This is a genomic window from Phytoactinopolyspora limicola (assembly GCF_011320225.1).
GTDB classification, from domain to species: domain Bacteria; phylum Actinomycetota; class Actinomycetes; order Jiangellales; family Jiangellaceae; genus Phytoactinopolyspora; species Phytoactinopolyspora limicola.
Window position 1 is genome coordinate 221,972 of the sequence record NZ_JAAOEN010000002.1, and the last position, 26,602, is coordinate 248,573.

Annotated in this window: 29 protein-coding genes; 8 read left to right on the plus strand and 21 right to left on the minus strand. The window is 66.1% G+C overall.

All coding sequences use genetic code 11. The features are described from left to right. The first annotated feature begins 36 nt into the window (after positions 1-36). Together G8760_RS06650 and G8760_RS06655 are read left to right on the plus strand one after the other, a co-directional pair. Positions 37-933, plus strand: coding sequence for a diacylglycerol/lipid kinase family protein (locus G8760_RS06650; RefSeq protein ID WP_166348691.1), 897 nt, complete (start codon positions 37-39; stop codon positions 931-933). Between the two features lie 102 nt (positions 934-1,035). Continuing rightward, positions 1,036-1,803 (plus strand): 3-hydroxyacyl-CoA dehydrogenase, encoded by a 768-nt coding sequence (locus tag G8760_RS06655; protein WP_166348694.1) that lies wholly within the window; start codon positions 1,036-1,038, stop codon positions 1,801-1,803. Positions 1,804-1,818: 15 nt separating this feature from the next. Here G8760_RS06655 and G8760_RS06660 read toward each other — a convergent pair whose 3' ends face one another. Together G8760_RS06660 and G8760_RS31070 are read right to left on the minus strand one after the other, a co-directional pair. Continuing rightward, positions 1,819-2,295, minus strand: a complete 477-nt coding sequence (locus tag G8760_RS06660) for a PTS sugar transporter subunit IIA (RefSeq protein ID WP_166348697.1) — start codon at positions 2,293-2,295, stop codon at positions 1,819-1,821. Beyond that, positions 2,292-2,522, minus strand: a complete 231-nt coding sequence (locus tag G8760_RS31070; protein ID WP_246222486.1) for a PTS sugar transporter subunit IIB — start codon at positions 2,520-2,522, stop codon at positions 2,292-2,294. Before G8760_RS31070 ends, G8760_RS06660 begins: the two co-directional genes overlap by 4 nt. 470 nt (positions 2,523-2,992) lie before the next feature. On the opposite strand from G8760_RS31070, the gene G8760_RS06670 reads away from it, so the two are divergent. After that, positions 2,993-4,342 carry a PTS transporter subunit EIIC gene (locus G8760_RS06670; RefSeq protein ID WP_343074378.1) on the plus strand — a complete coding sequence of 450 codons (1,350 nt, stop codon included), beginning with the start codon at positions 2,993-2,995 and terminating at the stop codon, positions 4,340-4,342. Between the two features lie 51 nt (positions 4,343-4,393). Here G8760_RS06670 and G8760_RS06675 read toward each other — a convergent pair whose 3' ends face one another. Next, positions 4,394-4,867, minus strand: coding sequence for a MarR family winged helix-turn-helix transcriptional regulator (locus G8760_RS06675; RefSeq protein ID WP_166348703.1), 474 nt, complete (start codon positions 4,865-4,867; stop codon positions 4,394-4,396). 109 nt (positions 4,868-4,976) lie between these two features. Between G8760_RS06675 and G8760_RS06680 the strand changes: the two genes are divergently transcribed. The 5 genes from G8760_RS06680 (at position 4,977) to G8760_RS06700 (ending at position 10,121) form a co-directional block, all read left to right on the plus strand. Beyond that, positions 4,977-6,053 (plus strand): substrate-binding domain-containing protein, encoded by a 1,077-nt coding sequence (locus G8760_RS06680; protein WP_246222459.1) that lies wholly within the window; start codon positions 4,977-4,979, stop codon positions 6,051-6,053. A gap of 292 nt (positions 6,054-6,345) precedes the next feature. Then, on the plus strand, positions 6,346-6,627 hold the full coding sequence (locus G8760_RS06685) for an FmdB family zinc ribbon protein (RefSeq protein ID WP_166348709.1): 282 nt from the start codon (positions 6,346-6,348) through the stop codon (positions 6,625-6,627). 126 nt (positions 6,628-6,753) lie between these two features. Then, on the plus strand, positions 6,754-8,007 hold the full coding sequence (gene fmdA, locus G8760_RS06690) for a formamidase (protein WP_166348712.1): 1,254 nt from the start codon (positions 6,754-6,756) through the stop codon (positions 8,005-8,007). Between the two features lie 175 nt (positions 8,008-8,182). After that, a complete protein-coding gene (locus G8760_RS06695) occupies positions 8,183-8,689 on the plus strand; it encodes an AmiS/UreI family transporter (protein WP_166348715.1) in 507 nt (168 codons plus the stop codon). Positions 8,690-8,975: 286 nt separating this feature from the next. Next, on the plus strand, positions 8,976-10,121 hold the full coding sequence (locus G8760_RS06700) for an FAD-dependent oxidoreductase (protein ID WP_166348718.1): 1,146 nt from the start codon (positions 8,976-8,978) through the stop codon (positions 10,119-10,121). A 92-nt stretch (positions 10,122-10,213) separates the two neighbouring features. Here the strand turns inward: G8760_RS06700 and G8760_RS06705 are convergent, their stop codons facing one another. From G8760_RS06705 to prfA, 18 genes are all read right to left on the minus strand, one after another. Beyond that, a complete protein-coding gene (locus G8760_RS06705; protein WP_166348721.1) occupies positions 10,214-11,074 on the minus strand; it encodes an acyl-CoA thioesterase in 861 nt (286 codons plus the stop codon). After that, positions 11,067-12,350, minus strand: coding sequence for a phosphatase PAP2 family protein (locus tag G8760_RS06710; RefSeq protein ID WP_207782093.1), 1,284 nt, complete (start codon positions 12,348-12,350; stop codon positions 11,067-11,069). The genes G8760_RS06705 and G8760_RS06710 overlap by 8 nt, the downstream gene beginning before the upstream one ends. Before the next feature lie 45 nt (positions 12,351-12,395). Beyond that, positions 12,396-13,673, minus strand: coding sequence for a UDP-N-acetylglucosamine 1-carboxyvinyltransferase (gene murA / locus G8760_RS06715; RefSeq protein WP_166348724.1), 1,278 nt, complete (start codon positions 13,671-13,673; stop codon positions 12,396-12,398). Between the two features lie 60 nt (positions 13,674-13,733). Further along, the gene (locus tag G8760_RS06720; protein ID WP_207782094.1) at positions 13,734-14,174 is read right to left on the minus strand and encodes a DUF2550 domain-containing protein; all 441 of its coding nucleotides are present in this window, start codon (positions 14,172-14,174) and stop codon (positions 13,734-13,736) included. Between the two features lie 38 nt (positions 14,175-14,212). Continuing rightward, positions 14,213-14,581: a F0F1 ATP synthase subunit epsilon gene (locus G8760_RS06725; RefSeq protein WP_166348727.1), complete on the minus strand. Its 369-nt coding sequence runs from the start codon at positions 14,579-14,581 to the stop codon at positions 14,213-14,215. A 48-nt stretch (positions 14,582-14,629) separates the two neighbouring features. Then, complete coding sequence (gene atpD, locus G8760_RS06730) at positions 14,630-16,072, minus strand: F0F1 ATP synthase subunit beta (protein WP_166348730.1); 1,443 nt, start codon at positions 16,070-16,072, stop codon at positions 14,630-14,632. 5 nt (positions 16,073-16,077) lie between these two features. After that, the gene (locus tag G8760_RS06735) at positions 16,078-17,079 is read right to left on the minus strand and encodes a F0F1 ATP synthase subunit gamma (RefSeq protein WP_166348733.1); all 1,002 of its coding nucleotides are present in this window, start codon (positions 17,077-17,079) and stop codon (positions 16,078-16,080) included. A gap of 56 nt (positions 17,080-17,135) precedes the next feature. Further along, positions 17,136-18,827, minus strand: a complete 1,692-nt coding sequence (gene atpA, locus G8760_RS06740) for a F0F1 ATP synthase subunit alpha (protein WP_166348736.1) — start codon at positions 18,825-18,827, stop codon at positions 17,136-17,138. Between the two features lie 126 nt (positions 18,828-18,953). Beyond that, positions 18,954-19,757: a F0F1 ATP synthase subunit delta gene (locus G8760_RS06745; protein WP_166348739.1), complete on the minus strand. Its 804-nt coding sequence runs from the start codon at positions 19,755-19,757 to the stop codon at positions 18,954-18,956. Beyond that, a complete protein-coding gene (locus tag G8760_RS06750) occupies positions 19,757-20,284 on the minus strand; it encodes a F0F1 ATP synthase subunit B (protein ID WP_166348742.1) in 528 nt (175 codons plus the stop codon). Before G8760_RS06750 ends, G8760_RS06745 begins: the two co-directional genes overlap by 1 nt. Positions 20,285-20,316: 32 nt before the next feature. Then, entirely contained in the window at positions 20,317-20,541 is a 225-nt protein-coding gene (gene atpE, locus G8760_RS06755; protein WP_166348745.1) for a F0F1 ATP synthase subunit C, read from the minus strand. Positions 20,542-20,601: 60 nt separating this feature from the next. Then, the gene (atpB, locus tag G8760_RS06760; RefSeq protein ID WP_343074379.1) at positions 20,602-21,426 is read right to left on the minus strand and encodes a F0F1 ATP synthase subunit A; all 825 of its coding nucleotides are present in this window, start codon (positions 21,424-21,426) and stop codon (positions 20,602-20,604) included. Beyond that, positions 21,371-21,646, minus strand: a complete 276-nt coding sequence (locus G8760_RS06765; RefSeq protein WP_166348751.1) for a hypothetical protein — start codon at positions 21,644-21,646, stop codon at positions 21,371-21,373. The genes atpB and G8760_RS06765 overlap by 56 nt, the downstream gene beginning before the upstream one ends. Positions 21,647-21,685: 39 nt before the next feature. Next, positions 21,686-22,207, minus strand: coding sequence for a Cg1360 family ATP-synthase-associated protein (locus G8760_RS06770; protein ID WP_166348754.1), 522 nt, complete (start codon positions 22,205-22,207; stop codon positions 21,686-21,688). Positions 22,208-22,226: 19 nt separating this feature from the next. Further along, the gene (locus tag G8760_RS06775) at positions 22,227-23,348 is read right to left on the minus strand and encodes an MraY family glycosyltransferase (protein ID WP_166348757.1); all 1,122 of its coding nucleotides are present in this window, start codon (positions 23,346-23,348) and stop codon (positions 22,227-22,229) included. Between the two features lie 132 nt (positions 23,349-23,480). Then, entirely contained in the window at positions 23,481-24,281 is an 801-nt protein-coding gene (locus G8760_RS06780; RefSeq protein ID WP_166348760.1) for an L-threonylcarbamoyladenylate synthase, read from the minus strand. Between the two features lie 116 nt (positions 24,282-24,397). Then, the gene (locus tag G8760_RS06785; RefSeq protein ID WP_207782096.1) at positions 24,398-25,276 is read right to left on the minus strand and encodes a N5-glutamine methyltransferase family protein; all 879 of its coding nucleotides are present in this window, start codon (positions 25,274-25,276) and stop codon (positions 24,398-24,400) included. A gap of 127 nt (positions 25,277-25,403) precedes the next feature. Continuing rightward, on the minus strand, positions 25,404-26,489 hold the full coding sequence (gene prfA, locus G8760_RS06790; RefSeq protein ID WP_166348763.1) for a peptide chain release factor 1: 1,086 nt from the start codon (positions 26,487-26,489) through the stop codon (positions 25,404-25,406). Positions 26,490-26,602: the final 113 nt, after the last annotated feature.

Here is a 26,602-nt window from a genome sequence, read left to right on the forward strand (position 1 = left end):
ATCATCACCCGATCCCGACACGAAGGGGCCGGATCATTGCGCACGTTCACCGCCGTCGTGAATCCCGCGGCCGGCAGCCACCGCCGGCGAGCCAAGGCAAGGCTCAGCCAGCTCGTCGGCCATCTCCGGGATGCTGGTTCGATCGTCGCCGTCGAACTCAGCCATGATCCGGCACAGGGAGCGGAGCTGGCGAAGGCCGCCGTCGAACGTGGCGACGTCGTGCTGGCGGTGGGCGGCGACGGCACGGCCGGCGGCCTCGCGGCGATGGTGGCCGACGCCGGCGGCGTGTTAGGCATCGTCCCCGCCGGCCGTGGAAACGACTTCGCCCGCCAGTTGTCCCTGCCGCGGGACCCGGCGTCGTTGGCGAGAGTGTTGCTGACTGCGCAACCGCAGCCGGTGGATGTCATCGACGTCGACGGCGATGTCGTCATCGGCAGTGTCTACACCGGCATCGACGCCGTCGCCAACCAGTACTTCAACCGGGTGCGGCTGTTGGGCGGCGCCGCCTACCACTACGCCGCCGGGCGCGCCTTGCTGAGCTGGCGGCCGGCACGCTACCGCATCACCGTGGACGGTGCGGTGCACGAAGCTCGCGGCTACACCGTGGTCGCCGCCAACTCCGGCTTCTACGGCAACGGCCGCCGCCCCGCACCGGACGCCCGCGTCGACGACGGTGTACTGGACGTCGTCGTTCTCCGCGATGTCTCGAAGCGAGCGTTCACCTCCATCGCCATGCGAGAGCTGTACACCGGTGCTCACGTGAACCGGCCCGAGGTGGAGATCCTCAAGGGCCGCGAGATCCACATCGATGCCGACCGCGGCCTGCCCTACGGCGGCGACGGCGAACTACTCGGCACACTGCCGGTCACGATCCGCGTACGGCCCGGTGCACTTCGAGTACTCGCGTCGGATGGGTCCGCTCATCCTGGATGACCATCCCACCGCTCACCGGACCACGCCGGGCATTTAGGGTGCCTTCCAAGGACATCCGGCGATCCCGGACCGTCCCAAACCGACCACGTGAGGCAGGCCCGCATGGACATCACCCCTGACACCGTCGCGCTCGTCACCGGAGGCGCCTCCGGCCTCGGACTGGCCACGGCGAAACGACTGGTCAACGACGGCGCCCGCGTCGTCATCGTCGACCTTCCGTCATCCAATGGAGCGTCGGCCGCAGCCGAACTCGGCGACGCGGCCGTTTTCTCGCCCGCCGACGTCACCGACGAAGCGGGCGTAGAGTCGGCGCTCGACGCCGCCGCCAGTGTGGGTGCGTTGCGGATCGTCGTGAACTGTGCGGGTATCGGCACCGACGTATTCCGCGTCGTCGGCAAGAAGGGACCTTTCCCCTACGACGCGTTCCGGCGCACCGTCGAGGTGAACCTGGTCGGCACCTTCAATGTCATCCGGCTCGCCGCGGAGCGGATGATCAGCCTCGAGCCAGTGGATGAGGAACGCGGCGTCATCGTCAACACCGCGTCGGTCGCGGCGTTCGACGGACAGATCGGCCAGGCGGCCTATTCAGCATCGAAGGGCGGCATCGTTGGCATGACCTTGCCGATCGCGCGTGATCTGGCCCAGCATCTGATCCGCGTCACCACCATCGCCCCGGGTTTGTTCAAGACGCCGCTGCTCGAAGCCCTGCCCGAGGAAGCCCAGCAGTCTCTCGGCACCCAAGTCCCGCACCCCAGCCGACTCGGCCGGCCGGACGAATACGCCGCCCTGGTGACACACATCGTCGCCAACGCCATGCTCAATGGCGAAACCATCCGCCTCGACGGCGCGATCCGGATGGCGCCGCGCTGACGTCTCCGCTCGCCGTCACACCTGGGCGGCGGTGCTGTCCCAGACGAACAACGGCTCGCCGGCCGCGATCACATCCCCAGGCTTCACCAGCGGTGAGATCGCGGCCGCCGGAGCCTCCAGCGCCACCACCGGGCATACCGCCGCTCGGCCGCCACCCGCTACCTGCACGGGGTTCCAGGTGACCAGCGGCTGCCCGACCACGACGGTGGCCTTCTCCGGCACCAGCGTCTCGAAACCCTGCCCAGCCAACTCGACGGTATCGATGCCGAGGTGAACCAGCACCGCCATCCCCGCGGCGGCCTGAACGATGTACGCGTGCGGGTGCAGCTTGACCACCGACCCGTCGATGGGTGCCACAGCCGTCACCGGGCCCGTGCCGCCCGGGTCGATAGCGATGCCCGGACCGACGAGTCCTTCAGCGAAGACCGCGTCCGGTACGTCGGCCAGGCTGATGATCCGCCCTGAGACGGGTGCGGCAACGGTTCGGCTCACATCAAGTCCTCGATCTCGGTCGCCAACGTGTCCGCCTCCGGGCCGACGACCACCTGGACTGCCGCCCCGGCCCGCATGACCCCATGGGCGCCCGTGGCCTTGAGCGCCGCCTCGTCGACCAACGACGGATCCTCAACCTCCGCGCGTAATCGCGTGATACACGGCTCGATCTCGATGATGTTGTCAGAACCACCCAGCGCAGCCAGGATCCGTTCGGCTTTGCTCATGTTGCCCTCCACAGCAGGTCCGGCCTGTTCGCAGCTGATCCGGCGTCCTCGAGGGTTGATCCGCGTCAGTTGATCCGCGTCCTCGATTGGCTCACCGATGCTGATGACCAGCGTCGCCGGTTCACCAGGCATCGCCAAGTGCCTCCCGGTCATGGTGTGAAGGACCTTCGTCCCACCAGGTAGCGACGGTCAGACCTGCCCAGACATTGACCGAGCTACCGATGATCGGAGGGCAGGCGAGGATCCTGACCGGCAGGCGATCTCCTCTGCGCGCGGATAACCGGACAAGGCGAGGAGAAGCCCACATGAGCAGCACGGATCCAACTGAACCGACTGGTCGCCAGCCTGATCCGGCAACGGCCACTGCACCGGGTGAATCCCCGGGGCAGAACTCTGGAGGTAGCGACTCTGCGTGGAAGAAGTGGTGGGGGTCGTCACTCACCCACGGACAACGCATAGGCCGCAGCCTGATGCTCCCCATCGCCGTGCTACCCGCGGCCGCCCTACTACTACGCGTCGGCCAGCCCGACATGCTCGGCGTCGACGGCCTGGCGCAGTACGGATGGCTCAGTTGGCTGGAACCGGTGGGCGATGTCATGGCCGCTGCCGGCGATGCACTGTTCGCGGCCCTGCCGTTGCTGTTCGCGCTTGGCGTCGCCATCGGGTTCGCGCGCAAGTCCGACGGTTCCACGGCACTGGCCGGCCTCGTCGGCTACCTGGTCTTCCGTGGTGTGACCGAGGCGATGTCGCCACACATCCTCGGGGAGCCGGCCGCCGGTGAAGAACAAGAGTTGATCAACTTCGGCGTGCTGGGCGGCATCATCATGGGTATCGTGGCCGCCGTTCTCTGGCAGCGCTTCTATCGGATCAAGCTTCCGTCGTACCTCGCATTCTTCGGTGGGCGCCGATTCGTTCCGATCGTCACGTCGTTCGCGGCTGTGCTCATCGGTGTGTTGATGAGCTTCATCTACCGGCCGTTCAGCAGTGGCCTGGCGTCGTTCGGTGAATGGACGGGTGAACACGAAGTGGCCGGGGGCGGCCTATACGGCTTCGCCAACCGGATGCTGATCCCCCTGGGCCTGCATCACATCCCGAACAACATCGTCTGGTTCCAGGTCGGCGACTACGAGACCGCGGCCGGGGAAATCGTCCACGGCGATATCCCCCGCTTCTTCGCGAACGACCCAACGGCGGGATCCTTCATGACTGGGTTCTTCCCCATCATGATGTTCGCGCTGCCAGCCGCCGCGCTGGCCATCTGGCACACCGCCCGCCCGAGCCAGAAGAAGATCGTCGGCGGCATCATGCTCTCCGCTGCCCTGACGTCGTTCATCACCGGCGTGACCGAACCGCTGGAGTTCGCGTTCTTGTTCGTGGCCTTCCCCCTGTTCGTGGTGCACGCGATCCTCACCGGTACATCGCTGGCCTTGGTCAACGCGCTTGAACTGCGGGATGGATTCGGTTTCTCAGCCGGAGGCATCGACTACCTGCTCAACTTCCGGATCGCGGAAGGACCGCTGTGGTTGATAGTGATCGGCCTGGGATACGCCGTGATCTATTACGTGCTGTTCCGCTGGATCATCACCAAGTGGAACATGCGTACGCCGGGCCGTGAGGAAGATACAGAGTCCATTGAGGCGTCGCTCGGTGAAGAGGCCGCCGAGATCGTCGCCGGCCAGCCAGGCACAGCACCGTCGACCGCCACCGGGACCGCGGCGGCCACCACCGCTACCGGACACCAAGCTGTGCGCCAGTCCAGTGCGAGCGACGACGACCTCCCACCACTGATCGACCAGCCGTCCGACACCGACCCACGCTGACTTGTCAGGTCAGCGGTGTGGCCGCCAGGGGGCGCGGCGTCAGGTTCGGCGTCAAAGCGCTTCGCGTTTCACGGCCACTGGGGACGGGCGCGACGCTGGGGTTGCCGCCACGGCGACAAGTTGACCTAGCAGCCGCAGCAGTTCGTTCCGGTCAGCCGGGTCGAAGTCGACTAGCAGTTGGTCGGTCCGCTGGAGCATCACCTCGTCCACCTGGTTGAGCGTGGCCCGCCCCGGCTCGGCCAGGAAGATCAGCACCCGCCGCCGGTCGAGCGGGTCGCTACGCCGGTAGACCTGCATCTTCTGGGCCAGCGCATCGACGACGCGGGTGGCGGTGGCACCGGCCAAACCCATGGCGTCGGAGATCTCGCCCATCGCGTGTCCCTCACCATCGGCGAGCAAGCGCAGGACCTGCCAATGTTCACGTCCGATACCGATCTGTTTCAAGACAGGATCGCGAACCCCTACCAGTAGCCGGTCCAGGTCTCCTACAATCTGGAGCACCCGCTCGGTATCGGTGATTCCCATGAGCGTAATGTCCTCGAGTCTCCAACAGTACGGCGAGGTCTCCTGGCGAGATGAGCCTGGAGCCGCGCCGGTCGATCATTCGGTGTTCTGTGCGCCTATTCTACGGAAGGTGCCGCTCCGTGGGGCGGTCTCGCGTACCGCGACCGTGAACGTCGGCCTGGTGATTCCCATGAACGGGCCGGCCGGCATCTTCGGCCTCTCCTGTATGGCCTGCTCCGTGCTCGCCGGTGAGGAGATCAACGAACAGGGTGGCCTGCTCGGCCGGGAGGTCAGGCTGGTGCCTATCGATGGCGCCGGATCTCCGCACGATGTCGCTCGCCGCGTCGCAACTCTTGCCCGCAAGGGTCAGATCGACGCCGTCACCGGCTGGCATCTGTCGAACGTACGCCAGGCCCTGGCCGCCCACCTACACGGCGACCTTCCGTACGTGTACGGAACCTTGTACGAGGGCGGCGAACACACCCCCGGGGTCTTCCTCGCAGGTGAGACCCCCGACCACCAGATCGCACCGGCGATGGCCTGGCTGGCCCGCGAGTTCGGAGTCCGCCGCTGGGCTGTTGTGGGCGACGATTACCTCTGGCCCCGGGGTTCGGCGACCGCCGTCCACAACTTCGTCGGCGACCTCGACCTCCACATCACCGAAGAGATCTTCGTCCCTCTCGGGCAGAACAACTTCAGCCAGGTGATTCAGCGGCTTCGACGGAGTTCAGCGCAGGGTGTTCTCATGCTTCTCGTGGGGCAGGACGCGGTCCACTTCAACCGCGCTTTCGCCGCGGCCGGCCTCGACCGCCGCATGGTCCGGCTCAGCTCGTTGATGGATGAGAACATGCTGCTGGCCAGCGGGGCGGGCGCCACACATGACGTGTTCTCGGCCGCCGGGTATTTCGGCACACTCGCCACGCCGGACGCACTCGAGTTACACGGGCGCTACGCCCGCCGTTTCGGCGCGGACGCACCGGTCCTGAACAGCATGGGTGAGTCGTGTTATGAGGCGATCCAACTGCTGGCCGCACTCGTCCGGCAGGCCGGTTCGCTCGACGTCCGCAACATCGTGCACAGCACCAACTCTCCGGTTGGATACCACGGTCCGCGCGGTTCGGTGCATTTGAAGGGTCAACACCTCATGCAACGTGTCTACCTGGCGCGTGCGGACGGCACCGACTTCGACGTCGTCACTCAGCTGTAGCGATCTTCAGACACGCGGGACGACGTTCCAGGTGATCGGCCGGCGGTCACCCTCACCACAACAGGCGGATTCACGGTCGTCACCGACACCGCCGAACCACGCGCTCAACCCGCGTGAGCACCATGATCGTTAGTTCGCTGGCCGGTTTCCGGGCTGCTCGCGCCACTCTTGACGGGGTATCACGCCACCGATATTGTTCCGATACGGAAATATTCCGTCGCGGTGGTATTACGCTGGCTTCCGCGCCGCGTTCTGAGCTGTCGAGCGTTCCTCGGAACGGGAAGGGAGAACCGTGGCGATCTACGAGTATTGCTGCACCCGATGCGGAGTCTTCGAGGTGATCCGGGCTATCGGCTCCGCTCCCACGTCGCACACCTGCGACGAGTGCGGGACCAACGCCCGACGCTTCTACTCCACGCCGAACTTCAACCGCGGCTCGAACCCCTTGACCAGGGCACTGGACCGGGCCGAGAAGTCGCAAGACGAACCAGAGGTCGTGACCCGGGTACCACCGCAGCGACCCCAACAGCGTCGTTTCAGCGACCCGCGCCAGGCACGCCTACCGGCACCCTGACCGGACTAGCCGAGCCGCCAGCGCTCTGCAACTTCACACCACGTCCTGGTCACCTCGCCAGGACAGCCTCAGTTGCACGTCGCCACGTCACGTCATTCCGCCTCGTCGCCAATCGGAGGTACCGCCATGCCCGACGTCGCATTCTCCATCGACTACTCGCGCTCCATGTTCGACCAGGACATTCCTGGTCACAACCGCTGGCATCCCGACATCCCGATCGCTTCGGAGGTCTCTCCTGGTGACGAGTTCCGCATCGAATGCCTCGACTGGACCGACGGCCAGGTAGTCAACGACGACTCGTCCAACGACATCCGCGACATGGATCTACTGCGCTGCCACGTCCTCAGCGGCCCAGTCGGGATCCGTGGCGCCGAGCCGGGAGACCTCCTCGTCATCGACATCCTGGACCTTGGACCAATCCCGCAGTCCGTCGGCAGCCTTCCCGGACAGGGCTGGGGCTACACCGGCATCTTCTCGAAGGTCAACGGCGGCGGCTTCCTCACCGACTACTACCCCGACGCCTACAAGATGATCTGGGACTTCCGGGGCCAGCAGGCCTCGTCGCGGCATATCCCAGGTGTGTCCTACACCGGAATCACTCACCCGGGCCTGTTCGGCACCGCCCCGTCCGCGGAACTCCTGGCCAAGTGGAACGAGCGGGAACGGGCGCTCATCGCTCGCGATCCGGACCGGGTTCCGCCACTGGCGCTGCCTCCGGACGAGACCAACGCGCTGGCCGGCGCACTCGACCGGGGTTCCGCCGAATTCGCCAAGGTCGCCCGCGAAGGTGCACGCACGATTCCCGCCCGGGAGAACGGCGGCAACCACGACATCAAGAACCTCACCCGTGGCTCCAGGATCTACTACCCGGTACACGTGCCGGGAGCCAAGTTCTCCGGCGGCGACCTGCACTTCAGCCAAGGCGATGGTGAGATTACCTTCTGTGGCGCCATCGAGATGGGCGGGTTCATCGACTTCGGTGTCGACCTGATCAAGGGCGGCATGGAGAAGTACGGGGTCACGACGAACCCCATCTTCATGCCCGGCAACGTCGAGCCGCGCTACTCGGAGTTCGTCTGCTTCGCGGGGGTCTCCGTCGACCACGCCACGAACACGAACGAATACATGGACGCCACTCTCGCCTACAAGAATGCCTGCCTGAACGCCATCGAATACCTGAAGAAGTTCGGCTACACGGGCGAACAGGCCTACGGCATCATCGGCACGGCTCCGGTCGAGGGCCGGGTCAGCGCCGTCGTCGACCTGCCCAACGCCTGCTGCTCGCTTTACCTGCCGACGGCGATCTTCGAGGACGACATCCGGCCAACCGCTAGCGGCCCGGTGGCGAAAGACCGCGGTCAGGTCGCGGTCGCCTCGTAACGACGAGCCCTCAACCCGTGATCGTCAGCTGATTCTCGCCCCATGCCCCGGTGATCGTGAGCTGGTTCCGGTCGCTATAGCGACACATTCCTGCACATGATCACCGGCGGCGAGGGCCGAAAGCGGCTCACGATCACCACAGTCGGCACGGCGTGCCGAACCGGAGGTGACATCATTGCTTGGCCTCGTCTTGCTCTATGTCGGTGCCGTCCTCTTCGTCAACGGCATCTGGCTCCTCGGCCGGATCAACGCCCGAGAAGTCGCCATCATGAACGTCTTCACCGGGCTCGTCGGCCTGGTGGTGGCGATCTTCGCCATCTCCCAACAGGATCTCGATTCGATCCAGCTGGCCGGCTATGTCCTTCTCTTCGCCTTCACCTACCTGTGGGTGGCCTACAACCAGTACATCGACGCGGAAGGCTCCGGACTAGGCTGGTATTGCCTGTTCGTCGCCATCACCGCTGTTCCGGTCTCGATCATCACGTTGTCGGATACCGGTGGTGACACCTTCCTCGTGTGGCTAGGCCTCAGCTGGGCCGCGTGGGCCGTGCTGTGGTTCCTGTACTTCCTGCTGCTGGCGCTCAAACGCCCCATCCAGCAGTTCGCCGCCTACGTCACCATCGCAGTAGGGGTCGGGACTGCCTGGCTGCCCGGATTCCTGGTACTCAACGACTACATCTGAACCCGAGTACCACTGGGTATTCGGGAGACGTGTACGGCGGCCGCTCGGCGCGTCGCACCCGGCATCCTTGTGGTGCGGAGTGTGTGGCGTGCCGAGTGGCCCGTCCCGCACCTCCGGCCTACCGCATCCCGATAATGGTGATATGTCCACATAGGGCAGCGGACCGCCGCGGACCACCGCGGAATGATCGAGAACTTTCTTGCCGATATCGGTTAACCGCCCTGGTCGAGGGCTGCGTGGGCTGGTACCGTCACGCCACGGGTATGTAGTGGCGGAGGTGGACTTGATGGCACATATCCTGGTGCTCGGTGGTGGGTTCGGTGGCTTGGCCGCCGCCCACGAGTTACGCCGTCACCTGCCGCCCAGCGACGACGTCACGGTCGTGGCTATGAGCGACAAGTTTTTCGTCGGCTTCGCCAAGCTCTGGGACGTCGCGGGGCTCCGGCCACTGCTGGACGGCACCCGGCCACTCGAACGGCTCGGGCGCCGGGGCATCCGGTTCGTCCAGGCCGAGGTCACCCATATCGATCCAGTGGCGCACAAAGTGGAGACCACCGCCGGCACACTCAGCGGCGACGGCATCATCGTGGCGCTCGGCGCCACCTACCAGCCCGCTCATTCCGCCTTGCTCGGCCAAGACGCCTACAACCTCTACCACGCCGAAGCCTTACCTGGCATCCGGGCCGCACTCGACGAACTCACCGAGGGCCGGTTGGTGGTCACCATCTTGGGTGCGCCCTACCTGTGCCCGCCGGCGCCCTTCGAGGCGACGCTGTTACTCGAGGAACGGCTGCGCAAGGAGGGCCGGCGCGACCACGTCGACGTCGTCGTGTCCACGCCCGCCCCGCTCACCCTGCCGGTCGCCGGCGTCGACGCCAGCCGCTACCTGGCCGATCGGATGCTGGAGCGCGGCATCACCATCCACACCGAATCCAAGGTCGACACCATCAACCACGAGTCGAACACCATCCGGTTCACCAACGGCGAGACCATCGACTGGCAGCTGCTCTTGGCAGTGCCGGCCGCGGCTCCACCCGCCGTCGTTGCCAACAGCTCGCTGGCCGGGCCGTCGGGCTGGATCGAACCCAACCGGCACACCTTTGCCACCAACGCAGACCGGGTTTATGCCGTCGGCGACTGCACCATGATCGCTACTGCTACCGCCCAACTCCCCAAGGCCGGCGTCTTCGCCGAGGCCGCCGGCAAGATCGCGGCCACCAACCTGGCCGCCGACCTCTACGGCGGAGACCACATCACCTTCGACGGCTACGGTTTCTGCTTCCTGGAGCTCCCCGGCAAACAGGTGGCCACCGTCACCGGCGACTTCTACGCCCAGCCACGGCCGGCCGTGCGGCTCACCCCGCCCGACGAAGCCAGCTTCCGCGCCAAACTCCAGTGGGAGCAGGAGCGGCTCACTGGCTGGTTAGGATAGGCGACCGCGGACGTTCCGTAGCAGCCGCCGAGCCCCGACCCACCCACCCCGAATGTTGCGCGAGTCGTCAGGCCGGACAACGTGACAAGAGGTTAGCCGACCGGGCGAATCAGGCCTTCCTGTGCGACGGTGGCCACCAGCCGACCATCGGCGGAGAACACCCGTCCCAGCGCAAGCCCGCGGGCTCCGGAAGCCGACGGCGCCACCTGGTCGTAGAGCAGCCACTCATCCGCTCGGAATGGCCGGTGAAACCACATCGTGTGGTCCAACGAGGCGGACTGAAGACCGGGCGCCCCGATGTACGTCTCATGCGGGACCAGGGTGGCCCCGAGCAGCGTGAGGTCGCTGGCATAGGTCAGCACACACGCGTGCAGGGTGGGGTCGTCCGGCAACACTCCAGCGGCCCGGATCCAGAGCCGAGCCAGCGCCGGGTGATCCGGCCCCTTCAACCGTCCACCAGGACGGGAGTCTCCGACATAGCGGACGTCTAGCGCGGCCCACTCCTGATCCCACGCGTCGCCGGGCATCCCGGACAGCCGTTCCAGCATTTCGCTGAGCCGTGGGCAGGCGTCCGGTTCTGGTACGTCCGGCATGACGTCCTGGTGCTCCATACCCGTCTCAGTTTTGTGGAACGACGCGGTCAGGTAGAAGATCGCGCGACCGTGCTGGCGGGCCACTACCCGGCGGGTGGAGAACGAGCCGCCGTCGCGCACCAGCTCCGCGTCGTACACGATAGGCACGGTGGGATCGCCGCCGAGCAGGAAGTACGCATGCAGGGAATGCACCAGCCGGTCCGCCGGCACCGTACGCATGGCCGCCATCAGGGCCTGGCCAGCCACCTGCCCGCCAAACACACGCTGTAGGCGGGTCTCCGGCTGCCGGCCTCGGAACAGGTTGTCCTCGATCGTCTCGAGATCGAGCAGGGCAACAAGGTCACCAATAGAGTCAGGCACGAGACGATCGTGCCATACCCGGTCCCGAGCGGCCCGGACCCTCGGGGTCCGTGGTGCGCGGCGCTAGGTTGTCCTGGAGCTGCGGTGCGCGTCGCCAGGGTGGCCGACGCTGCTCCCACCACGCCGCGATGACGCAGATCAGCACCACGTAGAGCCAACCGGCGAGTACGTCGGCGACGTAGTGCTCTCCGCCGTACACCAGCGTGAAGGCCATCGCCAGCGGGAACAGCGCCAGCACGAGCCACAGCACCCCCGCGCTGACCGAGCCGACCGACACCCCTTTGAGCCGCCAACGGCCCCACAGATGACCGACCACCGGCCACAACGCCACCACTACCAGCAGTGAGAAACCGGCGTGCAGCGATGGCAGCGCCGCCACCGGGTTGCTCTCCGCCTGGGCGTCCTTCAACCACACGTCGGCGAACGACAGACCAACTTCCCACCAGCCTCGGGTGGAGATCCGGGCGACCTCGTCTGAGATCTCACCCACCCGCGCCGCGTACCACGGGGGCGCGGCCGGGATCAGGATGTAGGTCAACAAGCCGGCGTAGGTCAGTAGCAGGACACGACGGATGTAGCGGATCCACAGCGGCCGCGACCGGAAATAGAACACGGCGGCGATCGCCCACGGCACCACGAAGTGGGTGAAATACACCACCGCGACGATGATGTCCCACCATTGCACCTGCGTGGCGTCGTACAACCGCTCTTGCAGCCACACGGTGGGCAAACCACCACCGAAGAGCCACTGCTCGACGGCGACCAGCTCACCTACCCGGACGGTCATGCCGAGTGTGTCCGCGATACCCCGGGTGTGGTCGTAGAGGACGAGGGCGGCCAGCAACGGGATCCAGTCGATGAACACCCGCAGGTGCTGGTGCCAGGTGCGGCCGAGCCCGGCCGCCAGGATGCCCGCCACGATCCAGACGGTCTGCCCGATCCGGTCGATCGGCAGCCCTTCGGTGATGCAATACCACGTCAACACGGCCAGGTAGATCGCGAAGCCGATCCGTCCCGGCGTGAGCCAGTCCGGCAGCACCCGGCCCAGCGGCTCCAGCCAGCCCCGCCACGATGGCGGGCGCATACCTGGTAGACCGCTTGCCGCGGTGACCTCGGTGCCATCGTCAACACCGGTGAGATCCGTGGTGGGTCTCTCGGCCGTCGGCGGCTCGTCCGAGCCAGCATACGCACCGATTGTGTCCACGACGGCGGGCTCGTCAGGCCGTTCGGTTCCCGCCGACGGCGAGGTGGGCACCCCACCGGCCCGGCCCGTCATGTGACCCACGTCCAGCGCTGAGCCGTTGCCCACCTGAGGCCATGTTTAGTCCTCGAATCGGTCCGGGTCGGGTTCTCGACTGACGTCGGCCCCGAGTTGTGTCAACTGCCCGACGAAATCAGGGTAGCCGCGGTCGATGTGATGCACCGCGGACACTAATGTCTCCCCTTCCGCGACCAGTCCGGCCAGTACCAACCCGGCACCGGCCCTGATGTCCGTGGCCACCACCGGCGCCCCGGACAACGACTCGCGCCCGCGCACAACCGCGTGGTGACCGTCGATCCGAACGTCGGCTCCGAGCCGAGCCAGTTCGTTCACGAACATGAAGCGGGCCTCATAAACGTTCTCGGTGATCATCGCCGTGCCGTCGGCCAGCGCATTGAGCGCGACCACCATGGGCTGAAGATCGGTGGGGAACCCAGGATACGGCAATGTGACGACGTCGATGGCGCGCGGACGGCCGGACATGGCTACCCGGAACCCGCCCTCGGCGAGGGTTTCCACTACCGCGCCGGCGGCCATCAACTTTTCCAGCACCAGCTCTAGGTGGGTGTGGCGGGCGTTGGCGACCGTAATATCTCCGCGGGTCATCAACGCCGCGACCGCCCAGGTGCCGGCCACGATACGGTCCGGCACGGTGGTGTGCTCGGATGGCTTCAGCCGCTCGACGCCCTGCACGTGGAGGGTGGAGGTACCGGCACCCTCGATCTTGGCGCCCATGTCTACCAGCATCTGGCAGATGTCCACGATCTCCGGTTCCCGCGCCACGTTGTCGAGCACCGTCTCCCCCTCGGCCAATACCGCGGCCATGAGGATGTTCTCCGTGGCGCCAACACTCGGGAAGTCGAGGCCGATCATGGCCCCTCTGAGGCCCTTGGGAGCCCTGGCGACGACGTAGCCGTGTTGAACCTCGACGTGTGCGCCGAGCCGTTCCAGACCCGCGATGTGCATGTCCAACCCGCGCGAGCCGATGGCGTCGCCGCCGGGCAACGCGACGTCGGCGGCACCACAACGCGCGACGAGTGGACCCAGGACACAGATCGACGCCCGCAGCCGCCGAACCAGCTCATACGGCGCCTCGTGGGCGATCTTGTCCGGAACGTCGATCACGACGGTACCGTTGGTCCGCACGACGTCGGCGCCCAGTCGGCGCAACAGCTCACCCATGTAGTCGACGTCGGTAATGGTGGGGACGTCGTGCAGGGTGCTACGCCCTTCGGACAGCAAGGTGGCCGCCATGAGCTTGAGTGAGCTGTTCTTCGCGCCGGCCACGTGCACGGATCCGCGCAGCGACGCGCCGCCGGTCACTCGAAGTCTTTCCACGTTGTGCTTTCTCCTGTTCAACGGTCCGCCCACCACCGGTGCCGCGCCCGCATCGGACCGCTAACGGACCAAGTGGCCACCGGGCGGCGCAGCTTCCAGCCACGCCAGAAACGCCGTAGACGCCGGCTCGGTCATCGAGATCTCTACCGTCGTCGGGCCCATGGAGCAGCTCAGCACCACATGCCCGGCTGGGAGCTCGAAATCTTCCTCAGCGTCCGGCTCCCGTCGACCGCTGACCGCCAACTGACCACGCCGCACCGCGCGCTTGGGCCGAGGTGCGAAGCTGAATGTCCGGAACCACTCCAGACACTCGCCCCGATACCGACCGATACCGAAGATCCATCCGCCCGCCCAGCCGTCCTGGCTGCCCACCCGCATACACATGTCGAACCCGCCTTCGCGCTGAAGCACGCCGCGCCGAAGGTACAGCACAACTAGAGCGGCGGCCACCAACGCCGCGAGCGCGATCAGCAGCACCGCCACCCACGTAATCAGCGCCACCAATCACCCCCGATAGGCTCCGTCGCTCCCGACTCTGGTTACCGTGCTCCCGCTACCCGAAGCCGGGCCTGCGCCCAGCGTGCGGTTGATTGATCCTCCGCCGCTGCGGCGAGTTCTTCCTCCACACTAGCGACATCGATCTCATCCGCAAGCTGGGCCACCTCGGCCAGCACGGCCACGTGATCTTCTGAGACGGACAGGAAACCACGGTCTACCGCCGCCACCACGGTCTCGCCGTCCGCGGTCCGCACCGTCACCGGGCCCGTGACCAGCAGCCCTAACACCGGTTCATGCCCTGGCATGATGCCGATCTCGCCCTCCGTGGTCTTCGCGACCACGATGGTGGCCGAGCCGGACCAGACCTTGCGGTCCGCCGCGACCACCTCGACGCTGAGCTCTCCTGCCACGTCTTTCCTTCCCAATCGGCCGTGGTGAGCGGGTAGTGCACCAGAAGGTTACGAAGCGAAGGTGTTGGCCTTCTTCTCCGCGTCTTCGACGTTGCCGACGTAGGCGAACGCCTGCTCGGGCAGGTGGTCGTACTCGCCCTTGCAGATGGCGTCGAACGACTCGAGTGTCTCCGACAGCGGCACGAACACACCTGGCTGGCCGGTGAACGCCTCGGCGACGAACATGTTCTGCGACAAGAACCGCTGGAGCCGACGGGCCCGGTTCACCGTGATCTTGTCTTCTTCGGACAGTTCGTCGATACCCATGATGGCGATGATGTCCTGCAGGTCTTTGTACTTCTGCAGGATCTGCTTCACCCGGCTGGCGATGCGGTAGTGGTCCTCACCGATGTACTGGGGGTCGAGGATCCGGCTCGACGAGTCCAGCGGGTCGACGGCTGGGTAGATACCCAGCTGAGAGATCGGCCGCGACAGCACCGTCCGGGCGTCGAGGTGCGCGAACGCGGTGTGCGGCGCCGGGTCGGTGATGTCGTCGGCCGGGACGTAGATGGCCTGCATCGAGGTGATCGAGTGGCCTCGCACCGAGGTGATGCGCTCTTGCAGCTCGCCCATCTCGTCGGCCAGCGTCGGCTGATATCCCACCGCCGAGGGCATCCGCCCCAGCAGTGTCGAGACCTCCTGGCCGGCCTGGGTGAACCGGAAGATGTTGTCGATGAACAACAACACGTCTTGGTTCTTGACGTCCCGGAAGTACTCCGCCATGGTCAGCGCGGACAGCGCGACCCGCATCCGGGTGCCCGGCGGCTCGTCCATCTGCCCGAACACCAGCGCGGTGTCCTTCAGGACGTTGGCCTCGGCCATCTCGACCCAGAGGTCGTTACCCTCACGGGTACGCTCGCCGACCCCGGCGAACACCGACGTACCACCGAAGTTGCGCGCAACCCGGGTGATCATCTCCTGGATGAGCACCGTCTTGCCCACACCGGCACCACCGAACAGGCCGATCTTTCCACCCTGGATGTACGGCGTCAGCAGGTCGAGCACCTTGATGCCGGTCTCCAGCATCTGCGTGCTGCCCTCGAGCTGGTCGAACGCCGGCGGCTTGCGGTGGATGACCCAACGGTCCTCCGCCTCGATCTCGGACTCGTCGACATCCAGCGGTTTGCCCAGGGCGTTGAACACATGCCCCTTCACGCCGTCGCCGACCGGCACGCTGATTCCGGAACCGGTGTCCCGGACCGATGCGCCACGCACTAAGCCGTCCGTGGGCTGCATCGAGATGGCGCGAACCAGCCCATCGCCGATGTGCTGCTCAACCTCGAGCGTCAGCGTGCGGTTGCCGCCGGACGCTTCGTCCAGCTCCACATCGACCGTCAGCGCGTTGTAGATGTTCGGCATGTACCCGTCGCCGAACTCGACATCAACGGTCGGCCCGATCACCCGCACCACGCGACCGGTGGTGACAGCGGTCTCCTCAACAGTGGCCGTCATGTCTCCTACTCACTTCCTGCCGACGCCAGCGCGTCCGCGCCGCCGACGATCTCGCTGATCTCCTGGGTGATCTCGGCCTGGCGGGCGGCGTTAGCCTGCCGGGTGAGATTTTCTTGTAGCTCTCCGGCGTTGTCCGTTGCGGCTTTCATAGCCCGGCGGCGAGCCGCCCATTCCGACGCCGCGGCGTCGAGCAACGTCGTGTACACGAGGTTACCTGCGTATTGCGGCAGCAATGCATCCAGGACCTCCTCCGCCGACGGCTCGAAGTCGTACAACGGTAACGTTTCGTCCTCAGAGCGTCCGTTGGACTTCGGCGGTGGCGGCGCCTGATCCGGCCCATCCGCGCTGGTTCCACCAGCCGCCTCCGCGCCGCCAGCTACTTCGGCTCGACGTAACGGCTCCGGGACGTCTTCCACCACGATCGGGAACAATCGGCGGGCCCGGACCTCTTGGCTCACCATGTTCTTGAAGTGCGTCGAGACCACGTGGATCTCGTCGACGCCGCCCTCATCGGTCGGCGTGTTGATGGCTTCCAGGAGGTCGTCCGCGATCCGCCGAGCATGCGCATATGTGGGGTTGCCGGTGAAGTCGACGTACTCCCCGAACATCTCCCGGGCACGGAACCGGAACCAGTTCACACCCTTCTTGCCCACCACGTAGGGCCGCACTTCCTGCCCCTGCTCCCGGAGCAGAGCCGTCAGCGCTTCAGCTTGCCGGATGACGTTGGCCGAATACGCACCGGCGAATCCGCGGTCGGAGGTCACCACTAGCACCGCCGATCGCCGCGGGGTCCCGACGCCCTCCAGCAGGTGGTGGTCGAGGTTGGATCGCGACGCCGCCGCTTCGAGTGCTCGCACCAGCGCCTGGCTGTACGGCTTGGCCGCATCCGCCAGCTGTTGCGCCTTGATGATCCGCGACGCGGCGATGAGCTCCTGCGCCTTGGTGATCTTCTTCATCGACTCCGTCGAACGGATTCGCCGTCGCAGTTCACGCAGCTCTGCACCCACTGGTTAGCACCTCCTCTCACTCACGCTGGCTGTCTGCCGTCCGTACTGCACCTGGATCACTGCGAGGGGGCTCCCGTCACACCCTGCGGGCCAGTGGCCTCCTGCACGTCCGCCGCCGACCGGCGCCGGCGACGCAGGGTCACCTGGTCTTCTTCGCCCTCTTCCATGGCTTCGATCGGCTCGTCCTTGATCAGCGGCTGGCCGGACGCGGTGACGAACTGCTGCTTGAAGGTGTCGATCGCCTGTTCCAACAGCGACGCGTCGTCGTCGGACAGCTGGCCGGTCGACCGGATGGAGTCCAGAACCGCCGAGTGCTCACGGACCAGGTAGTCCACGAACTCGGTCTCGAACCGCCGCACATCCTCGACCGGGACCTCGTCCAACCGGCCCGTCGTGGCCGCCCAGATCGCCGCTACCTGGCGCTCGACCCGCACCGGCGCGCCCTGCGGCTGCTTGAGCAGCTCGGTCACCCGCTCGCCGCGGTCCAGCTGCGCCCGGCTGGTGGCGTCCAGGTCCGACGCGAACGCGGCGAACGCCTTCAGCTCGTTGTACTGCGCTAGGTCCAGGCGCAGCGTACCTGACACCTTCCGCATCGCCTTGACCTGCGCCGATCCACCAACTCGGGACACCGAGATACCGACGTTGACCGCCGGGCGGATACCCGAGTGGAACAGGTCGGACTCCAGGAAGCACTGACCGTCGGTGATGGAGATGACGTTGGTGGGGATGTACGCGGAGACGTCGTTCGCCTTCGTCTCGATGATCGGCAGACCGGTCATCGAACCAGCTCCCAGCGCGTCCGACAGCTTGGCGCACCGCTCCAGCAACCGCGAGTGCAGGTAGAACACATCACCCGGGTACGCTTCACGGCCCGGCGGGCGGCGCAGCAGCAGCGAGATTGCCCGGTACGCCTCAGCCTGCTTGGTGAGGTCGTCGAAGACGATCAGCACGTGGTAACCCTGGTACATCCAGTGCTGACCGATGGCCGAGCCGGTGTAGGGCGAGAGGTATTTGAAGCCCGCGGCGTCGGATGCCGGGGCGGCGACGATGGTGGTGTATTCCAACGCGCCGGCCTCTTCCAGCTGCTGGCGCACACCGGCGATGGTGGAGCCCTTCTGGCCGGTGGCGACGTAGATGCAGCGCACCTGCTGCTTCGGATCGCCGCTCTTCCAGTTGTCCACCTGGTTCAGGATGGTGTCGACGGCGACCGTCGTCTTACCGGTCTGCCGGTCACCAATGATGAGCTGCCGCTGGCCCCGCCCGATGGGGGTCATCGAGTCGATCGCCTTGATGCCGGTCTGCAGCGGCTCGGACACACTCTGCCGGTTGATCACCGACGGTGCCTGCAACTCCAGCGCGCGACGTCCTTCGGCCTCGATCTCGCCAAGCCCGTCCAACGGTTTGCCCAACGGGTCGACGGTGCGGCCGAGGAAGGCGTCACCCACCGGCACCGAGAGGACCTCGCCGGTGCGGCGTACCGTCTGTCCTTCCTCGATGTTCTTGAACTCGCCCAGGATCACCACACCGATCTCGCGAACCTCTAGGTTCAGCGCCAGACCGAGAGTGCCGTCCTCGAACTCGAGCAGCTCGTTGGCCATCGTCGAGTGCAGTCCTTCGACGTGAGCGATGCCGTCGCCGGCGTCCACAACCCGGCCGACCTCTTCCCTCGAGGCCTCCGGCGCGTACGACTGGACGTGTCGCTCGATCGCGTCCCGGATCTCCTCCGGCCGGATCGTCAGCTCCGCCATCTTTTCGTCCCTACTCTTTCGTCTTCGCGAACCCGTGGGTTGTCCTGTGTGGGTAGCCCTAAGTCAAGGCTCTGTCGAGTTGTCCTGTCTCAGACCAGTGTGAACGGCGCTGGTGTGGTGGCCAAATTACGCCCGCCACACCCGGCTGACCTCGTCCAGCCGCTGTGCCACACTGCCATCGATCACCTCGTCGCCCACTCGGACGACGACTCCGCCCAGCACCTCCGGATCGACCTCGATCTGCAGATCGACCTCTCGGTGATAAATGCGACTGAGCACCGCCGCCAGGCGCCGCTCTTGGTCACCGCTCATCGCCGCGGCCACCTTGACCTTCGCCAGCAGCCGCTCCCGGCGCCGAGCCGACTGCTCAACCAACGCCGGCAACACATCGCCCAGATTGCGCCCTCGGGGGTGCTGCACGAGATGCCGCACCAGGGCCGCCGTGGTGGTCTCCACCTTGCCGTCGAGCAGGTCGTCCAGCATCTGCGCCTTGGCCGCCGCGCCCACCGCCGGATCGGACAATGCCTGCCGCAGCTCGGCGTTGCCCGCCACCAGTCGGTCGACCCGGAACAGCTGGTCTTCCACCGTGTCCAGCCGGCCGGCCCGCTCCACCCCGATCAGCGCCACCTCGAAGCCGAGCAGCTCTACCGCGTCCACGACGTCGGTCCCGCTGTTCCAGCGCCGGCTGGCGAGGTCGGCTACGACGTCAAGCGTCGCGGCGCTCACCTTGCCGTCGAGCACCGACCGGACCAGCGCCACCCGGGCCGCGCTCTCCGTACCGGAATCGGCCAATGCTCCCCGCAGAGCTGGGGTAGCCGCCAGTACGGTGGAAACTTGCAGAAGCTCGGCCGACATCTCACCGTCGGCCGGCACGCGACCTGGCAGCTCGGCCCGGGCTGCCTCGAACGATGTGCGGCTGGAGCCAAGCATCAGCGCGTCTCCTGCTCTTCGGCGGCGACGGTCTCGAGATCGGCGATGAAGCGGTCGACGGTGGCCGCGACCTTCTGCTCGTCCAGCGACTCACCGACGATCTTCTCAGCAAGATCGGTGGCAAGCCGGCCGACGTCACGGGCCAGCACTGTGCGCACCCGCTCGGCCTCAGCCGACAGCTGTGTTTCAGCCCGCTCGGCGACGGCGGTAGCCGCCGTCTGCGCTTCAGAGCGTGCCTCAGCCACGATGGACTGCCGTTCGGCTTGTGCTTCCGCCCGGATCTGAGCCGCCTCAGAACGAGCCTCCGCCAGCTGCTCGCGATACTGCTCGAGCAGAACGTGGGCCTCGTTGCGGTCGGCCTCGGCCTGCTCCAGCTTCTTCTCGATACCCTCGGAACGCTCGTTGAGGACAGTCTTCAACCTGGGTAGGACGAACTTCCAGAAGATCCAGAACAGCGCGGCGAACATCACCGCGCTCCAGAAGACGTCGTACCACGGCGGAATGAAGATATCTATGCCCTCAGGCACGTCTCCCTCGGCTGCGCGTACCATCTCAGGACTCACGTGAAGAGGAAGCCTGCGACGATACCCAGCAGGGCCAGCGCCTCGATCAGAGCGACACCGATGAACATGTTGATCCGCAGGATGCCAGCGGCTTCGGGCTGGCGGGCCATACCCTCCAGCGCCTTGCCGATCATGATTCCCAGGCCGACGCCTGGGCCGATCGCGGAGAGGCCATAGCCGATGGCATTGACGTTGCCCTCAACCTGAGCAAGAAGCTCCACGGTGTTTCCCTTTCCTTGTGTTGGCGTTCCGGACGGCGTGTCCGGAACGTCGGTGTTACGTCAGTGGTGTTCGCTCTCCGCACCCGCGATGTAAAGCGCGGTGAGGAGAGTGAAGATATAGGCCTGCAGTACTGCGATCAGGATCTCGAAGCCGGTGATGAAGAATCCCATCGCCGCAGCTCCCAGGCCGAACGGCTTGAGCGCCCATTCGGCATCGAGGAACAGGTATGTGGCTCCCGAGAAGAACAGCACGAGCATCAAGTGCCCGGCCATCATGTTGGCCACAAGACGAATGGTCAACGTCACCGGCCGCAGGATGAACGTCGAAAGAAACTCGATGGGTGTCAGCAGCACGTAGACCGGCTTCGGAACACCTGTCGGGAACAGGTTCGCCTTCATGTAGTTGCCGAATCCGTGCTTGCGGATTCCAGCCGTGTTGAACGTTACCCACGCGATGACTGCCATCAACATTGGCACGGCGACGACACTGCTGCCTGCCAGGTTCAAGAACGGAATGACACCGGCGAGGTTCATCGCCAAAATGAAGAAGAACAGGGTGACGAGGTAAGGCAGGTAACGGCGTCCGCTGCTACCCATGATCGAGTCGATGATCTGGGTCTCGACGAAGTTGACGGCCAGCTCACCAAGCTGCTGGATTCCCCGTGGCACAACCTTCGGGTTGCGGAACGCGACGATGAAGAACGACGCGATCGCTACCGTCATGATGACCTGGATCATGTTGACCCGGGTGAACTCGAAGATGGTTCCTTCGAACATGATCGCCGGCGGGAAGAAGTCGACCAGCGACGGAGCGTGGAATCCGTCGTCCTCAGCGGCGAGTGTGACCGTCGTCGTGAGTGCGCTCAGGGTCTTCTCCGTTGGTATCGGGGCTCGGGTAGGCTTCCCGGCCGTACCGTTTGTAGATGATGTAGCCGGACAGAACAAATCCGATGACGATGCCTGTCGGCAAGCCGAACGACACGTCAGCGAATCTATCCACCCCAAAGCCGAGCAGTCCGTACAGGGTCGGCCCGGCGATCAGGGTGCCCATGATGTGCCAGACAATGGACTCCCCGCCATGCGGGAGATGTGCCCGTTCACTCATGCGGCGCCCCGACCATACCAAGTGCGGTCCACTGCCGACTCACGCACCCCCGGCCTCCAACTTTTGTTGGCCGCCGAGCGGGTCATCGCCACCCTTCTCCTGCGAGTCTCGCGCTACCTCGACGTACGGAATTCGAGTGCGCATGACAATCAAGACCTCGGCGGCGAGCCAACCAGCCACACCAACGACGAGGGCGATGAAGAGGGCGGTGCGGTGGTAAAAGCTCGCGTCCTTGATCAACGCCATGACCACCATCAGAACGATGATCTTCAGGATCCATGAGCCGGCCACGACCCCGACGAACTGGGTGTTGTCCATCCGAGCCGCCAGCACACCGGTAAGAACCGTGGCGCCGAAGAACACCGCCGGTAGCGCTAGCCCGAGCAGAACCCCGAGTCCGACCTCTGAACCACCCAGCAGCCAACCGGCCACGGTGGCCACCGGCAGCAAGACGGCCAACCCGGCCCCAGTCAGGATCAGGACCCGCCGCATGGTCGTCAGGAACGACGTAGCTCCGGGAACCGGCGACGCCGCACTGGAAGTCTCGGAAGTCTTGGACACGGTCCCAAAGCCTACGTTGTTACCCGCCGGTTTCCATAAACGAGGTTCCTCGCCGCAGCAACCGTCGCGGCCTCCGTGTGGTAAATGCCACCAACACGAGGATGGCCACCGCCAACAACGCATACGTCGTCCATCCGCCGACCAAGGCGATGACGACGACTCCCCCGGACACCAGGGCCGCCCACACCCACATGATCGCCGCGGCCCGGCCATCGGAGTGGCCGACCTCCAGCAACCGATGATGCAGGTGTTTCTTGTCCGGCGAGTTGAACATACGTCCCTCGCGGGTACGGCGCACCACTGCCAACAACATGTCCAGGAACGGCAACGCGATCACCGCCGCCGGCAGGATCAACGGCAGCAGCGTCAGCAAGAAACTGGACTCGTCGACGTCTTGGCTCGCCGAGCGGCCGGTGAGGGTGATGGAGCCAGCTGCGAGCAGCAACCCGATGAGCATCGCCCCGGAGTCGCCCATAAAAATCCGCGCCGGCGAGATGTTGTGCGGCAGAAAGCCCGCACACATCCCCATCAGCACCACCGCGACCAGGGCCGGGGTGGTCATCCTGGTGTCGCCTTGCTCGACGGCCAGCAAGTACGTGTACGAGAAAAATGCGGCCGCGCCGATACCCACGACACCAGCGGCCAGTCCGTCCAACCCGTCGATGAAGTTGACCGCATTGGCCGCACCGACCACCAACAACACCGTGAGCAGGGCACGCTGCCCAGGATCGAGGGTAAACACGCCATTCGGCAGCGGCAGCCACAACAATTCCACGCCCTGCACCACGAGCAGTCCGGCCGCCAGCATCTGCCCAGCCAACTTGGCCAACGCCGACAGATCCCAGATGTCGTCGGCCACCCCCACCAGGCAAATGACGATCGCCGCCGTGATCAACGCCCGCGCGTCGGTCGACTCGACGAATACGTCTCGCATGCGGGGCAGATAGCTGGCCACCAGCATGGCCCCGAGCATCCCGATGAGCATGGCCACCCCGCCCATTCGGGGGACAACACCCTTATGTACGTCCCGCGCCCGTGGCGGCGGGATGGCGCCGACCCAGTGTGCGACCCGTCCGCACAGCGCCATCATCAAATAGGTGATCGACGCGGCGATGAAGAAGGTCAGCAGGTACTCGCGCACCGAACAGCAGCGCCTTTCAACGGAATGAGGCGGACGGCAGGATCACGTCGGCCCACTCTAGTGGAACTCCGCACCGCCCCACGTGAGGTGGGTGTACACCCACGGGACCGGTCACGGCATGCCCAACGGCGTTCACTCGCGAGCGGCCTCTTCCGCCGCGCGCCGGACAGCCGCCTGCTCCGGAGTCTCACCCGGGACCTCACCTACCGGGTCGGCCGGGTTGCCGTCCGCCGCGGCGGTAGCGTCGCCGTCCGCCGCATCGGTTACGCCGTCCGGAGCGGCGGTTATGTCGTCCGGAGCGATGATCTCCGGCACCACATCACGCAGCTGGTCGAGGCTGATGGCACCGGCCCGGATCACCCGGGGAACATCGCCGGTGACATCGACGATGGTGGACGGGACATCGGCCTTCGTCGGCCCAGCGTCGAGGTAAACCGCAACGGAATTGCCCAACTGTTCCCGAGCGTCTTGTGCGGTCTGCGCCGGTGGCTGGCCAGACCGGTTCGCACTGCTCACTCCCATAGGCCCGGTCTCGGCCAGCAACTCCAGGGCGACGTCGTGCTGGGGCATCCGTACGACCACCGTCCCGCCGGTGTCGCCCAGATTCCAGTTCAACGAGGGCTGCTCGTGGCAGAGCAAGCTCAGCCCACCCGGCCAGAACACCGCGGCCAAGGCCTCGGCGGGTTCGTTGGCGACGGCGACGCCGGTCCAGGCCTCCGCCGAGCCCACCAGCACCGGCACCGGCATGTCAGGGCCGCGTCCTTTGGCGGCGAGCAGCTTGCTGATTGCTGGAGCGGAGAACGCGTCGGCGCCGATCCCGTAGACGGTGTCGGTCGGCAGGACAACCAGCCGGCCGGCCCGTACCGATCGGGTCGCCACGCTGATCCCGCGTTTGCGCCTGGCGTCGTCCGCGCAGTCGTAGGTCAGAGCCACGTCACGTATTTAACCGCGTACTCATCAACAGTCCTACCCCGCCCCACCTGTACTACCCGCCCGTCCCCATGATCATGAACACTTTGCCGTGTCATGACACGGCAAAGTGTTCATGATCATGGGGACGGGCGGGGGCCTGTCAGGAGGGCGGTGAGATAACGCGGCCGACCGTTGAGATCCGGATGGTCGACGACGTCGCTCCAACGACCGGTCGCCATGAACACCCCGGGAGCCGACGTTCCTTGCTCGTCGGCATGCTCGGCGATCACCACGCCGCCGGGACGCAGCAGCCGCGCGGCCACCGACTCCAACACCCGCATCGCGTCCAAGCCATCTGCTCCGGACCACAACGCGACGCCGGGGTCGTGCTCGACCACCTCGGGGTCGCGGATGGTGGCCCCCACCGGCACGTATGGTGGATTGGCGACGACCACGTCCACCTCACCGTGCAGCATGGACATGCTCCGTTCCGCGATCCCACCGACGTCGTCGTGGTGCACCACCACCGACGCGCCGGCAGCGTTACGTCGCAACCACTCGACGGCGTCGTCGTCGGACTCGACCGCGTGGACCACCACTGGCCGAAGCTCACGAGCCACCGAGATGGCGATAGCTCCCGATCCCGCATACATATCGACCACTACCGGCACTCGGTCCGCGGCGATCACCTCTCGAGCCGCCTCGATCGCCGCTCCCGCCGTCAGCTCGGTCTCCGGACGAGGGACGAAGACCCCCGGGCCCACCTGGAGGGTCAGATATCGGAAATGAGCCACCCCGGTGATGTGCTGCAGCGGCTCTCGCTTCACGCGCCGACCAACAGCAGCGCTGTAGGCGGCCGGGAACGACGGTGGGACGTCGACCACCGTGACTAGCTGCGTCCGGTCGACACTCAGCACGTGTGCTGCTAGCGTCTCGGCGTCGTGCCGCGGCGACGGCACTTCGCCCTGGGCCAGCCGCTGCTCCGCCGCGCTGATCAGCTCTCTCAAAGACGTCATCACACCCCCGTGGTCCCGACGGCGTATATCCACCCACCAAGACTTCGAGATCGCTTCGAGCCGGTTGACCAATGGTCGGCCACGACCGGGTGGCTGCCGAGCGCCGGCAGGCTCCACCCGAGCCGCATCATTCGCCGGCCCCGCCGGTCTCGGTAATCCGGGCCTGCGTATCGGCGTCGACCAACGCCTGGACCACCGCTTCGAGGTCCCCGTCGAGGATGGCATCCAGGTTGTGCGCCTTATAGCCGATGCGGTGATCCGAGATGCGGTTCTCTGGGAAGTTGTAGGTGCGGATCCGCTCCGAGCGGTCGACGGTGCGAATCTGGCTCCGCCGGGCGTCGGACGCTTCCTTCTCCGCCGCCTCCTGGGCCGCCGCCAGCAGCCGTGCGCGCAGCATCCGCAGCGCTTGCTCCTTGTTCTGGAGCTGGCTCTTCTCGTTCTGGCAGGACACGACGATCCCGGTGGGCAGGTGGGTAATGCGGACCGCGGAATCGGTGGTGTTGACGCTCTGTCCACCGGGCCCGGACGATCGGAAGACGTCGATCCGGATGTCGTTGGGGTTGATCTCGACCTCGGTGTCGTCGTCGGCCTCGGGCAGCACGAGCACTCCGGCCGCCGACGTGTGGATGCGCCCCTGGCTCTCGGTGACCGGGACCCGCTGCACGCGGTGGACACCACCCTCGAACTTCAACCGCGCGTAGGGCGCGGTGCCGGGGTCGGGTGTGCCGCGTGCCTTGACCGCTACCGAGACGTCACGGTACCCGCCGAGATCGGACGGTTCGGCGTCTATCACCTCGGTACTCCAGCCGGCGCGTTCGGCGTACCGCGTGTACATACGCAGCAGGTCGCCGGCGAACAGGGCGGACTCTTCGCCCCCGGCCCCAGCCTTGATCTCCAAGATGGCGTCGCGGCCGTCGTTGGGGTCGCGAGGCAGCAGGAGCAACCGCAGTTCGTCGGCCAGTTCATCTTCGCGGGTGGCGAGTTCACCGGCCTCGGCGGCGAAGGTGGAGTCGTCAGCAGCCAGTTCCTCAGCGGCCTGCCGGTCGGCACCGGCGGTCAGCCACTTCCGGTACGTCGTGACCACGGCGGTCAGCTCCGCATAGCGGCGACCGAGCCGCCTGGCCTGGCCGGGATTGGCGTGCACCGAGGGATCGGCAAGCTTGTGCTCGAGTTCCTCATACTCGGCCTCAAGCGCCTTTACGCCCTCGAACATTGCCTGATCCCCTCTTCACTCCGGCCGTGGTGGGTGGCGGGGTGGGGGGGGGGGGGGGGGGGGCGCCCCCCCCCCCCCAAAACAACAAAAAAGAAACCGGGGGGGGGGGCGAG

Coding starts and splice junctions, on each gene's coding strand:
- G8760_RS06655 (WP_166348694.1), top strand. CDS start 1,036: ATGGACATCACCCCTGACACCGTCGCGCTCGTCACCGGAGGCGCCTCC.
- G8760_RS06785 (WP_207782096.1), bottom strand. CDS start 25,276: ATGACGTCTTTGAGAGAGCTGATCAGCGCGGCGGAGCAGCGGCTGGCC.
- G8760_RS06675 (WP_166348703.1), bottom strand. CDS start 4,867: ATGGGAATCACCGATACCGAGCGGGTGCTCCAGATTGTAGGAGACCTG.
- G8760_RS06745 (WP_166348739.1), bottom strand. CDS start 19,757: ATGCTTGGCTCCAGCCGCACATCGTTCGAGGCAGCCCGGGCCGAGCTG.
- G8760_RS06710 (WP_207782093.1), bottom strand. CDS start 12,350: ATGACGGGCCGGGCCGGTGGGGTGCCCACCTCGCCGTCGGCGGGAACC.
- fmdA (WP_166348712.1), top strand. CDS start 6,754: ATGCCCGACGTCGCATTCTCCATCGACTACTCGCGCTCCATGTTCGAC.
- prfA (WP_166348763.1), bottom strand. CDS start 26,489: ATGTTCGAGGGCGTAAAGGCGCTTGAGGCCGAGTATGAGGAACTCGAG.
- G8760_RS31070 (WP_246222486.1), bottom strand. CDS start 2,522: ATGAGCAAAGCCGAACGGATCCTGGCTGCGCTGGGTGGTTCTGACAAC.
- G8760_RS06765 (WP_166348751.1), bottom strand. CDS start 21,646: ATGAGTGAACGGGCACATCTCCCGCATGGCGGGGAGTCCATTGTCTGG.
- atpA (WP_166348736.1), bottom strand. CDS start 18,827: ATGGCGGAGCTGACGATCCGGCCGGAGGAGATCCGGGACGCGATCGAG.
- G8760_RS06700 (WP_166348718.1), top strand. CDS start 8,976: ATGGCACATATCCTGGTGCTCGGTGGTGGGTTCGGTGGCTTGGCCGCC.
- atpD (WP_166348730.1), bottom strand. CDS start 16,072: ATGACGGCCACTGTTGAGGAGACCGCTGTCACCACCGGTCGCGTGGTG.
- G8760_RS06670 (WP_343074378.1), top strand. CDS start 2,993: ATGCTCCCCATCGCCGTGCTACCCGCGGCCGCCCTACTACTACGCGTC.